At 57.6% G+C, this 15,607-nt stretch carries 8 protein-coding genes; 4 read left to right on the top strand and 4 right to left on the bottom strand.

What is annotated here, in order from left to right; genetic code table 11:
- Positions 1-136: 136 nt before the first annotated feature.
- The 3 genes from OVA03_RS00275 to OVA03_RS00265 form a co-directional block, all read right to left on the bottom strand.
- Positions 137-2,935 carry a TonB-dependent receptor gene (locus OVA03_RS00275; protein WP_267526253.1) on the bottom strand — a complete coding sequence of 933 codons (2,799 nt, stop codon included), beginning with the start codon at positions 2,933-2,935 and terminating at the stop codon, positions 137-139.
- 437 nt (positions 2,936-3,372) lie between these two features.
- Entirely contained in the window at positions 3,373-4,386 is a 1,014-nt protein-coding gene (locus OVA03_RS00270) for a LacI family DNA-binding transcriptional regulator (protein ID WP_267526252.1), read from the bottom strand.
- Between the two features lie 101 nt (positions 4,387-4,487).
- A complete protein-coding gene (locus tag OVA03_RS00265; protein ID WP_267526251.1) occupies positions 4,488-6,557 on the bottom strand; it encodes a glycoside hydrolase family 97 protein in 2,070 nt (689 codons plus the stop codon).
- Between the two features lie 620 nt (positions 6,558-7,177).
- Here OVA03_RS00265 and OVA03_RS00260 point away from each other — a divergent pair.
- Positions 7,178-9,592 carry a glucan 1,4-alpha-glucosidase gene (locus OVA03_RS00260; RefSeq protein WP_267526250.1) on the top strand — a complete coding sequence of 805 codons (2,415 nt, stop codon included), beginning with the start codon at positions 7,178-7,180 and terminating at the stop codon, positions 9,590-9,592.
- Between the two features lie 161 nt (positions 9,593-9,753).
- Here OVA03_RS00260 and OVA03_RS00255 read toward each other — a convergent pair whose 3' ends face one another.
- Entirely contained in the window at positions 9,754-10,779 is a 1,026-nt protein-coding gene (locus tag OVA03_RS00255; protein ID WP_267526249.1) for a LacI family DNA-binding transcriptional regulator, read from the bottom strand.
- Between the two features lie 163 nt (positions 10,780-10,942).
- On the opposite strand from OVA03_RS00255, the gene OVA03_RS00250 reads away from it, so the two are divergent.
- The 3 genes from OVA03_RS00250 (at position 10,943) to OVA03_RS00240 (ending at position 15,583) form a co-directional block, all read left to right on the top strand.
- Positions 10,943-11,518: an RNA polymerase sigma factor gene (locus OVA03_RS00250; protein ID WP_267526248.1), complete on the top strand. Its 576-nt coding sequence runs from the start codon at positions 10,943-10,945 to the stop codon at positions 11,516-11,518.
- Positions 11,493-12,461, top strand: a complete 969-nt coding sequence (locus OVA03_RS00245; protein ID WP_267526247.1) for a FecR family protein — start codon at positions 11,493-11,495, stop codon at positions 12,459-12,461. Before OVA03_RS00250 ends, OVA03_RS00245 begins: the two co-directional genes overlap by 26 nt.
- 107 nt (positions 12,462-12,568) lie before the next feature.
- On the top strand, positions 12,569-15,583 hold the full coding sequence (locus OVA03_RS00240) for a TonB-dependent receptor (RefSeq protein ID WP_267526246.1): 3,015 nt from the start codon (positions 12,569-12,571) through the stop codon (positions 15,581-15,583).
- The last annotated feature ends 24 nt before the right edge of the window (positions 15,584-15,607 follow it).

The following is a 15,607-nucleotide window of genomic DNA, read 5'->3' as shown; positions in this document are numbered from 1 at the left end:
TATGCCTGCATGGGGAGGTGGATGAGCGCGAAGCGATCAGACGGAGGGGTAATTTCTTGTTCGGCACCAATACCCTCCCGTCTTTCGTCAGCAAGCTGTCGAAATCCACCCTCCCGCAGAGCAGGAGGGAGAAATTTTAGAACTTGTAGCTCAGGCCCACCAGATAGGTTGAGCCGTACTTTTCTTCCTTGACCACGTTGTTGCCCTTATAGAGGTAGAAGGGCTCATTGGTCAGGTTGGAGCCGGACACCGAAATGGCCAGATCCTTAAGCGGGCCATCCTGGAAGGTATAGCTCATCTGGGCATCAACGACGGTTTCTTCACGCACTGTCCGGTTTTGCAGAGCGTTGGTGAAGTCCGGCACTTCGCCGGTGAAGTCGCCGCGATAACGACTCGACACCCGTGCCGAGAAGCCATGCTTTTCGTAATAGACCGTGCTGTTGATGATCTTTTCAGACAGGCCCGGCACCGGAATAACGGCGCTGCCCGACGGATTGATCTCAGAATCGTTGAAGCTGGCGGTCAGGATGGCGCCGAAACCATCCAGAATCGGATGGATCATTTCCCCCGGCACGGAGACGGTGAACTCGGCGCCCTTGATCCAGCCGCCTTCGCCATTGGCCTGAGCCGAGGTGATGCCTGTGCGGAACTCATCCGCCAACGAACAGACCCAGATATTGGTCACCGGATCAATACGTTGCACTGTATTGTTGGAGCCGGACTCATAGCATTTGCTGGGTAGCGGCGCGCCGGTATAGTCCTTAAGCACGGTACGGTTATAGATAAAGGAGGTCAGGTCTTTATAGAACAGGGCCGCCGACACATAACCCTTGCGGCCGAAATACTTTTCGATCGACACGTCAAAGGCATTGGCCTTCCACGGGCGGATCTGGGCGTTGCCGCCGCTGCCGGACCATGCATAGGCATTGCCGCTGAACAGCACCGGTGTCTCCGTGTTCATCTTGGCATCGTAGGTGGTGCCCGCCGACATGTCGTCCATGCGCGGCCGCGCCAGTGTGGTGCCAGCGCCGACCCGCACCGTCATGTCCTCAGCCACCTGAAAGTTCAGGTTCAGGCTCGGTAAGGTTTCCATATAGTCGTCGCCATCGGTGACGATACGGTTTTCCGTGTCGCTTAGGAACAGTGAGGTCGCTTCCTGCTCGGCCTTCTGCACCTGAATACCGACATTGCCGGTGACGGGGATGCCAAAGAAAGTCGTGTCGATATCGCCCTTGAGGAAGACCACATCGATGGTTTCCGACACCGACCAGTCGCGCTTCAACTCACTGGCATCTGACGACTGAACCAGCGTAAACAGGCCGTCGCGATACATGGCCAGCGAGTCATAGGAAATCATGCCTGATGTATTGCCCAGGAAGGACGCATCGGTCGTGCCCAGACGGTATTTCTCCGGCACCACCAGTTGAGCGACTGTCCCTAAGCTCATATAGGCGGCATAGTCGTCCTTGGACTTGGTATGATCGTTGCGGCTGACGCCAAAGGTGACCTTATTGATCGGCCCGGCGCCAACGGTGCGCTCGACCGCCAGCTTGATGATATCCATTTCATCTTCGACGTGCGGTGCGCGGAAGAAGCCTGCGCGGTTGGTCACCCCGCCCCACCCGCCCGGATCGGTCAGGAAGATGGTGTTGAAGTCGGAATAGTCGAGGACGCCCGACAGCACATAGGCATTGTTCTCACCGGTATTGCGGAAATCGATAGTGTCGGTTGCGCCACTGCCCGAAGGGCCGGTGCCGGCGGTCGATTCAATGATAATGTCATCGCGTTCGACTTTTTGGGTCGAAATATCGGCGATCAGGGTCCACTGATCGTTCAGATTATAGATCGTATTGACCCCAAAGGCCTGCACGGTCGACTGGCGCTGGTTGGTGTAGTTTTCCACCACCGTCTTGACGCCGGTAAAGGTGCCGGAGGTCACATAACCGCCCTCGGTCGTATAGCCCGGTTGCAGGGCCGATGACGACCAGTACAGCGGATATTCAAGGCGGGCGATGCGCTGCAGTTCTTCGAATTCGGAATAGTAGGCATCAAAGGTCATGCGCAGGCGGTCATTGGGCCGCCACTCGACCACCGCCATATAGCCGTCACGCTCAAGGTTTGAGGACTGAACCGCGCTTTTCTGGCCGCCGGGGATGAACTCGCCGCTCGGCAGGGTCGGCAGATCGCCATCACCCCACGGCTCAAGGCGCGTAACCTGATAGGGCGAGGTCGTGCGGGCATAGCCCAGGGCCACACCTAAAGTCTTGTCAAAGAACTGATCGATATAGTTGATCGAATAGCGCTCACCTTCATTGCTGAGGCCCGCGACCGCCGCGTCTTCTGAGTTGTACTCCTTGCGCACATTGAGCGCGATGGCTTTGCGTCCATAGGCCAGCGGGCGCACGGTTTGCAGATCGGCGGTCCCGGCAATACCTTGCGTGGTCATGGCGGCGTTCGGGGTTTTGTAGATCAGCACCTGATTGATCAGTTCGGACGGGAACTGGTCAAATTCGACGGAGCGATTGTCATTGGTCGAGACCTGCTCACGCCCGTTCAGGGTGGTCACCGTATAGTCAGGGCCAAGGCCCCGGATCGACAGGGTCTGGGCGCGGCCATTGGTGCGCTGGGCCGCAATACCGGGCAGGCGCGCGATCGATTCGGCGATCGACTGGTCCGGCAGCTTGCCGATGTCTTCGGCAGAGACCACTTCGACGATATTGGCATTGCCCTTCTTGGTGGCGATGGCGTTCTGGATACCCCGGCGGATGCCGGTGACGACGACTTCGGTGACGTCAGAGTCAGCGGCCGTAGTGGGGGCGGCCTCTTGCGCAAAGGCGGGTGCGGAAAACCCGCAGGCCACGGTCAGCGCTATGGCGCTGACGGTCAGTCTTTTTTTACGGATGTGGGGGGATGCAGAGCCTGAGATATAGAACATGTGAGCCTTCCTGGTTGTTATTATAAAAGCTTTTCGCAACACAGACGACGACGCACCGCCTCCCGCACATAGGCGGAAACACTCGGCGGCACCGTAGAAAATCTGTGTCCCTGTATTTTTATTCTCAGCTTTTGTGAGGCTCTTGCGGCCCCATGAGGCATTTATCTACATGGTCGTCGAAAATTTGCAAGCATTTGCAAAATTACAGACAATTTAGGAAACGCTTTGCCATACCCTGTGGCTAACAGGATACAATTTTGGCCCATTTCGGCGCTTAAATCGTATATTTTGTTTAATTTATTGCATTGCAGCGCGAATTTTAGCCTTAGAATCCTTGAAATATTTTTTTCAATATAATGCAAATTTATGCAAATCCATGCAAAATTTCACGCCAGAAATGATGGTTGCGCTAACATTTTTGAGCTAAAAAAAAAGGGCTATCCGCCGCACGACTCACGCACCACCAGTTCGGTGGATAAACGCTCAGAGCGGATCTCGGTATTCGACAGGGCGCCAATCAGTTTGGAGACCATCAGCTTACCTGCCCGTCCCAGATCCTGAGAGATCGTCGTCAGCGCCGGATGGGTAAAACTGGAAAGCTGAATATTGTCATAGCCGACGACCGAGACATCGTGCGGCACCTGAAGTCCCGCCCGCGTCAGCCCCTTAATGGCCCCGACCGCAATGACATCGGAGGCGGCAAAGACGCCATCGATCTTTATGCCCTTGGCCAGCAAACCGGCGATGGCGCTTTCACCCGCCGCAATATCAAAATGGGCGGGCACGACCAGACGGGGATCAAAGGCGATATTATTTTCCGTTAGGGCCGCCACATAACCATCGTAGCGCTGCTTGATTTCAGGGGCATCGGTATCGCCCAGAAAGACGATTTTACGCCGCCCCAACCGCGCCAGATGGGCCGTAGCGCGCGCCCCACCCTGCACATTGTTGGACCCGATCGAACAATAGGTCTGCCCGTTCAGTTCAGCCCCCCAGACGATGAACTTATGCGGCCCTTTGGCCAGTTGGTTGAAGCGTTCGTGAAAATAGCTCTGGCCCAGAAAAATCACCCCATCGGCGCGGATATTCTGCATCAGCTTCGACAGGTCATGCTGGTTACGCGGCGTCAGATGCGACAGCAATAGATCGCAGCCCATATCACGGGCCGCTTCCCCCACGCCAGAGATCAACTCCAGATAAAACGGGTCATTAAAACGCCCGTCACGGCCCTGGGGCGGGGGAATAACAATGGCAATGGTCGCCTGAATACCGCTTAAGGAAATCGGCAGGTCATGGCCGGAAAAGTAGTGGTTTTCGCGGGCAATGTCCCAGATGCGCCGCTTAGTGACACGGTTGATCGCCGGTGAGTCATTGAGCGCCCGCGATACGGTCGCCACCGACACTCCGGCGATTTTGGCCAGATCTTCCAGACGGGTCTTGGTTTTATTCACGAAATTTACGCTCAATACTCAAAGGGGGAGTCGGTTCTTGCCGCTATAGAGTGGCAAGCCGCCAGTGGCGTCAAGAACCTTCCGAACCCATCCCTAACGGCCTATCTTGATTTTGCAGCCACAAACCGGATGGCCTGCCCTCCACCGGGTGCCAGCTTAAGCGTCAAGTGATCGGTGGCCGTCACGGTCTTTTGCTCGATGACATAGTGGTGGCGGGTATCGGTGCGGTAGTCAGTATCGTCCGCGTCACGATAGATTTGCGCTGTGTAGACCTTGCCCGGCTCAAGGAAACTGAGCGCCACCTCAAGCGTGCGCCCATCTTCATCGGTGGCCGCCCCCAGATACCAGTCGGCAGACGCCTTATCCTTGCGGACGATGGTGACATAATCCCCAACCTCGCCATTGAGGACTTTGGTGTCTGCCCAATCGGTCGGCACGTCCTTGATAAACTCAAACGGTTTCATGTGTTTGCGGTAGTTCTCGATCGTATCGGCCGCCATCTGAATGGGCGAATAGATCACCACATAGAGCGCCAGTTGCCGCGCTACGGTCGATTGCAAGGGCTGGCCCGCGCCCTCAAGGCTTAAGACCCCCGGCGCATAGTCCATGGGCCCGGACAACAGGCGCGTAAAGACCAGATTGATCTCATGCTCCGGCGGGTTGGGCGGCTGGCCCCAGGCATTATATTCCATACCGCGCGCGCCTTCGCGTGCCACCCAGTTGGGATAGGTACGCCGCAAGCCCGTATCCTTGATCGGCTCATGCGGATTGATGGCGATTTTGCGCTTGGCCGCTTCGGTGACGACTTTCAGGTGGTGGCGCGACATAACCTGACCGTCATGCCAGGTGTAGAAAATATTGCCGTCGGCATCGCGGGCCTTAACCCCGCCCGCATCCGCCACATAGCCGGTCTTGATGCTGTCGATGCCAAGGCGCTGATAAAGATCGAGCGCGGCCTCAAGCTGCGGCTCGTAAACCGCGATATTGCCCGCCGTTTCATGGTGGCCAACGATATGGACTTTCTTCTTTTTGGCATAGGCGGCCAGTCCTTCGATATCAAAATCGGGATAAGCCTTGGTGAAATCAAAGTCATCGCCATTGGCAAACCAGTCGCCATCCCAGCCCATGTTCCAGCCTTCGACCAGCACCCCGCGCAGGCCATTTTTGGCTGCAAAATCGATATAATCTTTGGCCTTCTTCGTGGTCGCGCCATGCTTAGGGCCGGAACCCCAAGTGCTGTTATTGAGGTGCATGTCCCACCAGATGCCGACATATTTGTAGGGCTTAACCCAACTCACGTCCCCCAGGGCATTGGGTTCATTGAGGTTCAGCACCAGATCATTTTCGACCAGCCCCCCGCCGGTATCAGCCATCTGCACGGTGCGCCACGGGGTATTGAACGGGGCGTTGCGGGTAACCTTGGGGCCATCGCCATGCGGTGACAGATTGGCCTTAAGCGTTTGCCCGCTCACCCGACGCAGCCACATGGCCGAATAGTCAACCAAGGCCGCCTCATGAAACGCCATATGCAGGCCAGACGTGGTTTTGAGCGTTATGGGCGTATGGGCCTGACTGACTTCATTAAGCGGGGTCTTGTTATAGAGATATTCATAGCGGTTCCATTCCCCCGCCGGGATCCACCAGGCGGTGGCCGGTTCCGTGACCGAAAACTCGGTCAGCTCCTCAACGATTTTCACCGTCTTTAACTGCGGCTGATCGGGGAACTCATAGCGAAAGCCAAAGCCATTGTCATAGAGCCGGAACACGACCGTCAACTGCCGCTTGAGGCCGGTCTTTTCAGTAAAACCTAAGCGCAGTTCAGTATAATCGTTGCGCACGAACTGCCGCTCCCCCCACGGCAGTTCCCAGGTCTCATCGTGGCGGGACTGCGCCTGCGAGGTCAGGGCCATGTTACGTTCGAGCTTAGGCTGATCAGCCAGAATGAAGCCGAGCTTTGAGGGCGAAATGACCTCAACACCCTTGCGATCAATGGCATAGGTGATGTGGCCTTCATTGCCGGTCATGATCCGAACGGCAAGCTGCCCGCCAGGTGACGTCGCGGTGGCGACCTGATCGGCGTAGGCGGCAATAGCTATCGCCAGACTAGCGATCAAGGTGAACACGAACATGAAGACGGCTTTTGATAAGCCCGTGACGAGTGATATGCGCATGACGTTTCCAACGATTACGCGCCCGTTAAACGGCGCTTTATGGCGGCGACCATAACCAGCTTTTGCGCAAACGCCGCCTGAATACGTATTCATGACCAGCAACCGCCTGTGAATACGTATTCGCGTTGCGCAATCCCCGCCTCAGTGAAATAGGCTTAACCCCAAGATGTGGTCGCATCGACGTGTGTAAAGGTTGTCCCTGACATTTGCGCGCTGTGTGCTCCCGCAGTCTTTAGTATTGGGATTGATCTGGCGGGTGCCGTTAACACCTGACAGGGGTCAGTCCTGCGGCTCATGGATGGCAACATTCATGAGTGCCTGTAGTTTACGGCTCAATTTGAGTGGTAAGCGTCTTCTCAGCACACCTGCCCCTTGTCCGCATGTAATGGACAGGGGGTATTTTTTTGTCGCAAAGCCCGCCTTAAGGTTTTGTAACCCGCCTGCATACGTATTCACATTGCCGGTAGGTTTCCAAATCCATATGAAGGCACATAAGGCGCGTTTTTTCAGGGACAACGCGACGGGTGACTTTCAGCACCCACCATAATTAAAAACAGTTCAAACACATGTCGCGCACAGCCCAAACCGGGCAACGGCGAACGGCAGGGAGCTTACCCATCATGACGTCCAAACTAACCAAAACCGTTGTCCTTTTGATGTGCAGTGCCGCCACCGGCGTATTGGCCATGACCGCCTCAGCGCAGGACACCGCGTCTAACGCCGCCCATACCCCGAACCAGGTCGTACAAAAGGAAGCCACAGACGGCCCCGGCGAGGTTTCGCCCTGGGCCTATTCGGCCAAGCAGGGGATCGGGGCATCTTACGAAGCCTATAAAGCCTTTCACTTCTCCGACGATGCCGCCACCGGCAAGGTCTCAAAGGTGTGGTTCTCAATGGCCGACGGGATCGTCACCGAAACCATGTCCGGTCTGATCCATGAGGCCCAGATCCGCGAATTGCAAATCGCGATTGCGGGTAAAGGGTATGTCGCACTGGAGACCTCTGACACGACCTCAAAGATCGAATATATCCATACCGATGCTGACGGCCGGCCGCTGTCGCCCGCCTACCGCCTGACCAATACCGATAAGCAGGGCCGGTTTGTGATCGTGAAAGACATCTTCACCGACCCGGACCATCAGACCCTGATGATGCGAGTGACGGTGACCGCGCTAAAGGGGCCGGTCACGCCCTATATCGTGCTTGACCCTTCGGTCGCCAACACCTCCGGCGATGATCAGGGCCAGGCCAGCACGACTGCCTTGCAGGCCTTTGAAGGCAAAGCCGCTTTGTCGCTCAAAGCCAGTGTCCCGTTCAAAAAAGCCACGGTCGGCTTTACCGGTAAAGATGGCCTGACCGACTTACTGGCGGGCAAAAAACTCGGCAAGCTGTCGTCAGACACCGGGGGCGTCAAAGGCAATATCCGCCTGATCGGTGAGTTGTCGCCGGTCACCTCCAGCGCGACCTTTGATGTGGCGCTGGGCTTTGGCGCGACCACCGCCGCCGCCGATGCGGAAGCCGCCGCAACCTTAAAGACCGGCTATGCTAAGGTTTTGGCCAATTATAATGGCGAAGGCTCGGCCATCGGATGGGAGGACTATCTGGCCTCTTTGAGCGAACTGAAGACCCTTATTCCCGTGTCTGAGGATAACGGCAAACTGCTCTATGCGTCGGCGCTGGCGCTTAAGGTTCAGGAAGACCGCACCTATTCCGGCGCCCTGATTGCGTCCCTGTCCAATCCGTGGGGGGAAACCGCCACGCCGAAAGTCAGCGCTACCGGCTATAAGGCGGTCTGGCCGCGCGACTTCTATCAGGTGGCGATGGCGATGGCCGCTCTGGGCGACAAGGAAACGCCGGTCGCCGCGTTCCGCTATCTACCCAAGGTTCAGGTCGGCGCGCACACACCGGGCAATAAAGGCGGCGGCGGCTGGTATCTGCAAAAAGCCCATGTTGACGGCACGCCCGAATGGGTCGGCGTTCAGCTTGATCAGACGGCCATGCCGATCATGCTCGGCTGGAAGCTGGAAAGCCTTGGCCTAATCTCGAAAGCCGAATTGGTCGGGTCCTATAAGGCGTCGCTGAAAAAGGCGGCCGATTTCTTAAGCTTTGGCGGCACGCCTAACCTCGGCTGGAACAACCAGAAAATCACTCCACCCTATAGCCAGCAGGAGCGTTGGGAGGAGCAGGAAGGCCATTCGCCGTCCACCACCGCCGCCGTGATCGCAGGCCTGCTGGTGGCGTCCGATATCGCCACACACGCGGGAGACGCGCCCTCAGCCGCAACCTACAAATCCAAAGCGCTCGACTATTCGGCCAAACTGGATCAGCGCCTCTATACCACCAAGGGCGAGGTTACCGGCAGCCCTAAGTCCTATTATCTGCGTATCAGCCGCTCAGACGATGCCAACACTCCCTGCGTGCAGGATGAGCGCAATGGACGGGTCGGCCTAAACAGCGATAAGGTCATTGATGCTGGGTTTCTGGAGTTAGTGCGCTACGGCGTGCGCCCGGCCAGTGATGCAAAGATCGCCCAGTCCCTGACCGTCATTGATGATGAAACCATCGCGGAAAACCTGCGGGTCAAATATACGTTCGAGGGCAAATATCCGGGTTTTCGTCGCTACGGCAATGACGGTTATGGCGAAGATCAGGTCACCGGCGGCAATTACGCCGTCTTTGGCCAAAGCTCCCCCAACCAGCGCGGGCGGGTGTGGCCGATCTTTACCGGTGAGCGCGGGCATTACGAACTGGCGCTGGCTGCCGCTAAGGGGGTCACGGATGCCGATATCGCCCGCATCCGCACAACCTATGTGGCCGCGATGGAATATTTCGCCAATGACGGCCTGATGCTGCCGGAACAGGTCTGGGACGGGGTGGGCGCGCCCTCACCCCACGGCTATGCCGTCGGCGAAGGCACCAACAGCGCCACCCCTCTGGCCTGGACCCACGCCGAATATGTCAAGCTGCTGCGCTCAGTTCGTGATCGAAAAGTGTGGGATCATTACCCGGTCGTGGCCGATCAGTTGACTAAATAGCAGGTTTAGAACTCCCCCTCTTGCCAAGAACTTGGGAGGGGGAGCTTTGTGGGTATCTTTGATACACGCAAAGAGGGGGTACATTCGAGTGCATTTTTAACCCCCTCCGTAATCAAGGCTATCGCCTTTCCCCGGCTCCCCCTGCATCAGGGGGAGTTCTTTTATCCCCCGCACGATTCCCGGATGATCAACTGGGTCGGGATGCGCTTAAGCTCCACCGGATGACCGCTGATCAGCACATCGAGCGCATCGACCAGCACATGGGCGGCCTCGGTCGTATCCTGACGCACCGTCGACAGCATCGGGCTGGTGCAGGTGCATACCCACAGGTCGTCAAAGCCCATCACCGACACGTCCTTTGGTACCGATAATCCGGCCCGCAGCAATTGCTGGATCGCCCCGACCGCCAGAAGATCGGCCACAGCAAACACCGCATCGAACACGACGCCGTCCGACATCAGGCGCTCAATCGCCGCCACGCCGTCCTCACGCGAAATAAAGCAGTCGATCATAAGCTCCGGGTCAGGCGTTATCCCGGCCTCAGTCAGGGCACGGACATAGCCTTCGAAGCGTTCCTTATATTCCAGATGACTGGCCGACGGCTCCCCCAGAAAGGCAATCCGCCGTCGCCCCAGACCGATCAGGTGCCTGACCGCTCTATAGGCCCCGCCTTCGTTGTCGGAGCCGATGACCAGATTGGGATGTTCAGGGATCACCGGCCCCCACAGCACCCACGGCTCCCCCATCTCGCCCAGCACCGCGACTTTTTTGGTATAGGTGTCGTAATCGTTATAGCCTAAGAAAATAATGCCATCGGCCCGCCGCGCATGGCCATAATCCGAGCCCCAGTTGTCGCTCTGCTTTTGCAGCGAAACCAGCACGTCATAGCCTTTTGATCCGGCATATTTCAGGATCGATCCGATCATAGGCATGAAGAACGGATTGATCGGGCTGTCGGATTTTTCCATGTCCTCGGAAATGAGCACCGCGATCGTGTTGATCTTTTTGGAGCGCAGCTTGCGGGCATTGACATCGACGGTGTAGTTCAATTGCGCGGCGGCATCGACCACGCGCTGGCGCACCGCCTCACTGACCACCCCGCCCTGACTGAGCGCACGCGACACCGTTGCCTGAGACACCCCTGCAAGGGCCGCAATATCAAAAGACGTCGGCCGTTTTCCGGTCATTATATATCCTTGTAACGCCCCTGGCGTCCCCACAGGATAGAGGAATTTGAGCCTTAGACAAGGCAGGCCTCATGCCCGCGCCCGCAAACCGTTTTTTACGCATGCTCAAAAAGATAATTTTACGGAACGGCCCGTCTCAGGCATCGTCTGAGTAGGAGGCTTTATGGTTTCTGCGCCGGGACACATTGTAAGCTGGGTTGGTACTCAGATTTTGCCGCATGAGGCGGACGTGCGCCGTTGGCTGCTGCGCGCCCGTTTGGGACGCGATGACATAGAGGACATACTTCAGGAATCCTACTGCCGGATGGCGGAACTGATAAGCATTGATCACATCTCGTCGCCACGGGCCTATTTCTTTACGGTCGCCCGCAACATCGCCCTGATGCGCTTAAGGCGCGCGCGGATCGTGAGCATGGAGTCGGTGGATGAGATCGACCGGCTGGAGATCAGCAGCGACCTGCCCTCGCCGGAGCAGGTGACCGTGGCCCGGTCGGATCTGGCTCGTCTTAAGCGGGTGATCGCGGGCCTGCCGACGCGTTGCCGCCAGATATTTGAGATGCGCCGGATTGAAGGTCTGCCCCAAAATGAAATCGCCCGGATCATGGGCCTGAGTGAACATATTGTTGAAAATGATGCGGCCAAGGCCCTTCGGCTTATCATGAAAGAGATAGCGTCCGAAGACAGCCGTTTCCAACCCCAAAAGGAGTTTAAGCGTGGCACCGACGCCGGTCGAAACTAGCGAGCAGATTGAGCACGCGGCCAGTCTATGGGCGGTGAAGGAGTATCCTTTGTCCCCTGATGATGAGGCGGTCTTGCAAGACTGGCTGGCGGGCGATCCACGCCGTCGGGGCGCGCTGTTGCGGGCGCAGGCGGGCTGGCACGCCCTGTCACGGGCGCGGGCGCTTGGGCCGTCGGCGGAGTGGCAGGGGGCCTCACGGTTGCCGACGCATAACCTGTCACGGCGTCGGGCTTTTGCCGTCGCGGGTGGGCTGGGGCTGGTGGCCGCCAGTGTGCTGGGCGTCATCGGTCTCAGGACGCATGAGACCATGACCCACACCGGCGAAATCCGTCGCTTGCCCATGAGTGACGGCTCGATCGCCGCTATGAACACCGAAAGCCGGTTGCGCATCGACATGGCCGAGGCTGAGCGCCGGATCGAACTGGTCAAGGGCGAAGCCTGGTTCAAGGTCGCCAAAAACAAAGAGCGCCCCTTCATCGTCGCGGCTGGCACGGCGCGCGTCAGAGCGGTTGGCACAGCCTTTTCGGTCAAGAAGCTTGAGGACGGCGTCGAGGTTCTGGTGACCGAAGGCACGGTGATGGCCTGGTCCACCCAGGATGGCGGCGATGAGCGGGCGATACGGCTGAATGCCGGGGACCGCACGATTATCAGCGATCATAAGCCTGCGCACATCCGCCACGCCCCCGACGATATCGATGACGATCTGGCGTGGCGCGAAGGCCAGATTGCCCTGAATGGCAAGAGCCTGTCGGAGGTGGCGGGCGAGTTTAATCGTTACAACCAGATCAAGATTGTCATTCAGGATGATGATCTGGCCAAAGAGCGCCTGATTGGCCGCTTAAGCGCCAATGATCCGGAGGCGTTTTCCAATGCGATCCAGCAAGCCTATGGTGCCAACATAAGCCGAAGCGAAAAAATAATCCTTATAGGCACAAAAAAATGAATAACAGCGTACGGAAGTGCGCGGGCAAGACATCGTAGTTAAAGAAGGCCTAAAGTCTTCGAAAATAAAAAAGCGCGACACAGCGCAAACCTACAGGGAATAATTTAATGACGAATGCATTCATGCGCGCGTTTAACGGCCCTTTGCTGCTCGCCAGTGGGACGTTGCTTATGGTTTCGGCTTCGCCTGTTCTGGCTCAGAACGCGGTCAAGTCATTTAGTGTACCGGCGCAAGCGGCTGAAAAAGGGATACCTCAGTTCGCCCAGCAGGCCAATATCCAGCTCATGGCTCCGGAAAAACTGGTCAAGGGCAAGCAGACCGCAGCGGTTGAGGGCAATATGCCGGTGCGCGAAGGCTTAGAGCGGCTTCTGGCAGGCACCAACCTGACACCGGTTACCCAGTCCAACAATATCATTGTTTTGGCCGAAAACACCCCGGCCCCCACTGCCCGCGCGCCGTCCGTCATCAAGACCGCCTATGAGGCGACCGCGACCGCTGCTGACGAGCCGGTCAGTGATGGCGATGTCACCGAAGTTATCGTCACCGGCATTCGCGGATCGCTCAGCAAGGCGCGCTCCATCAAGCGCCGGGCACCGAACGCCATTGAGAGCATCGTCGCCGAAGATATCGGTAAGATGCCGGATCTCAATCTGGCCGAATCCATCCAGCGCGTTCCGGGTGTGGCCATGTCGCGCGAAGGCGGTGAAGGCCGTAACATCACCCTGCGCGGTTTTGGCCCGGACTTTACCCGCACCACCTTAAACGGCATGGAAGTGCCCGCCAGCAGCGACGGCCTCGATACCGGCGGCGTTACCCTCAATGCCGGACGTGCCTTTGATTTTCATCTGTTTGCGTCGGAGCTTTTCAACCGCATCGACATCGAGAAAAGCCAGAAAGCCTCGACCGAAGAAGGCGGCATTGCCGGTACGGTCAATCTCTATTCGGCCCGCCCGTTCGATTTCCGCAAGGATTTCACCGTCTCGGCCTCGGCCCAAGGCAATTACAACACCCTGAACAAGAAGGTTGATCCGCGCGTCGCTTTACTGGTCAGCAAGACCTTTGCTGACGGAAAGTTCGGGGCTCTGGTCTCCATCGCCGCCTCTGAGCGTACCGTGCATCAGGAAGGTTATTCCAGCGTTCGCTGGACCTCACCGTTCGTCAACGGCGACTCCTGGGCTGATACCAATCCGACCGTCACCGGCACACCGTCCGGCGATTGCGGTGCCGCCGATCCGCTCGATTGCCTGTGGGCCCCGCGCCTGCCACGCGCCGACTATTTCGGCAATGACCAAAAACGGGTCGGCCTGACCGGCTCATTCCAGTACCGGCCTTCGGACGATCTGCTGATCACGCTGGATGTGCTCCATTCGGAACTGACTAATGATCGCCTAAGCTATAATTCGATGGAATGGCTGCTGACCCACGGTGTGGCAGGCAACTATACCGGCCAGACACCGCGGTCGTTTACGGTCGGGGCCGACGGCAAGACGCTGGTGGCCGCAGCTTTTGATGATGTCACCTCCTGGTACGAAAGCCGCCATCAGAAGTCAGAGTCCGCCTTTGATCAGGTCGTCCTGTCGGGCAAGTACAATGTCAATGACAGCCTGACGCTGGAGGCCATGATTGGTAAGGCGGTCGATGATGCCGATCGCTCGGAACTGCGGTTCTATTACCGCTCGGTGCCGCACTATTACGCCTATGACTACAGCGGCAATGAGTATGTGCCGGAAGTCAGCTTCGGCAGCTATGACCCCAATAATGCCGACAACTATATCAATGCCCAGACCGCTTCCAACCGCATCAATACCGTCAAGAAGGAAAACTTCACCTCACGGTTTGACGCCACCTATGCGGTGGATCGCCTGTCGCTCAAGGCGGGCCTGAGCTATAATGACCGCACGGTCAGCTATACCGAAGGCTTAGGTGCTGCCCCGACCTTTGATCCGTCGGACTATACCAAGCCGTTCCCGGTGTCCGACTTCGGTGACGGTCTGGACGGCCCCGGCCTCCTGCCGTTCCGGGTGGCTGATTTCGACGCTATCGCGGCGGCAGGCATTATACCGGCAGGCTATACCAACAATGCCGGTGCCGCCTGGAAAGTCGGCGAAGAAACCATCGGGGCTTACGGCGAGATCAATGCCGAGTTTGACATCGCCGGTATGCCGCTGCGCACCAATGCGGGCTTGCGGTACGTCAAGACCAATGTGACCTCTCAGGCCCTGGTCAGCGGCACGCCGGTTGAGGTCAATGTCTCCTATGACAACTACCTGCCGTCGATCAATGCCGCCCTTGATGTCCGCAGCGATCTGGTGGTGCGGGCCTCCTATGGCCGCAGCATGACCCGGCCGGGCCTGAGCACGCTAAATATCGCAGGACCTGTGTTTGGTTACACCACCCGCACGGTTGGCAATGTCGGCAACCCGTCGCTTAAGCCCTATGAGTCCAACGATCTTGATCTGGGTGTCGAGTGGTACTTCGGCAGCGAAGGCCTGCTGGCGCTTACTGTGTTCAACAAAGACATCGTGCGCTCATTGCGGACTGATGTTGTCACCCAGATGATCGACCCGTCCTTCTGGCCGGCCATCTATGCCGATCCGCTCTATGACACGTCCTATAATGCCGACCCCGCAACCGTACCCTATACCTTCACCATCCCGGTCAATAATGATGACGGCAATAACGTCAAGGGCTTTGAAATCACCTATAACCAGCCGTTCACCTTCCTGCCGGGGATATGGTCGAACTTTGGGGTCGCCTCCAACTACACCCATGTCGAGGCCGAAGATTCGACCGGCCTGTCGCCCAACTCCTACAACATGACGCTTTACTACGACACCGAGACCTTCGGGGCGCGGCTGTCGGTCAATAAGCGCGACGATTACCTGCTGAGTGAGCCGGGCGGCAATGGTCACGTTCAGGAGCGTAAATACGGCCCGACCCATGTTGATCTGGCGTCGTTCTACAATGTCACGCCCCGCCTGACCCTGACCTTTGAAGGCATCAACATTACTGATGAGGTCGAGCGCATCTATGGCACCGGCGATACCGGCAGCATGGATCTGACGCGCGAATATACCCACACCGGCGCCCAGTGGATCTTGGGCCTGCGTTATAAGTACTGATAGACTGAACGCGGCCTCTGGTGG

This window comes from Asticcacaulis sp. SL142, from assembly GCF_026625745.1.
Lineage (GTDB): Bacteria > Pseudomonadota > Alphaproteobacteria > Caulobacterales > Caulobacteraceae > Asticcacaulis.
This window is presented reverse-complemented; position numbering and strand designations above follow the sequence as displayed.

What these genes read in the sequence shown, in the direction of transcription:
- OVA03_RS00275 (WP_267526253.1), bottom strand. Translation starts at nt 2,935, where the DNA reads ATGTTCTATATCTCAGGCTCTGCATCCCCCCACATCCGTAAAAAAAGA.
- OVA03_RS00265 (WP_267526251.1), bottom strand. Translation starts at nt 6,557, where the DNA reads ATGCGCATATCACTCGTCACGGGCTTATCAAAAGCCGTCTTCATGTTC.
- OVA03_RS00260 (WP_267526250.1), top strand. Translation starts at nt 7,178, where the DNA reads ATGACGTCCAAACTAACCAAAACCGTTGTCCTTTTGATGTGCAGTGCC.
- OVA03_RS00255 (WP_267526249.1), bottom strand. Translation starts at nt 10,779, where the DNA reads ATGACCGGAAAACGGCCGACGTCTTTTGATATTGCGGCCCTTGCAGGG.
- OVA03_RS00250 (WP_267526248.1), top strand. Translation starts at nt 10,943, where the DNA reads ATGGTTTCTGCGCCGGGACACATTGTAAGCTGGGTTGGTACTCAGATT.
- OVA03_RS00240 (WP_267526246.1), top strand. Translation starts at nt 12,569, where the DNA reads ATGACGAATGCATTCATGCGCGCGTTTAACGGCCCTTTGCTGCTCGCC.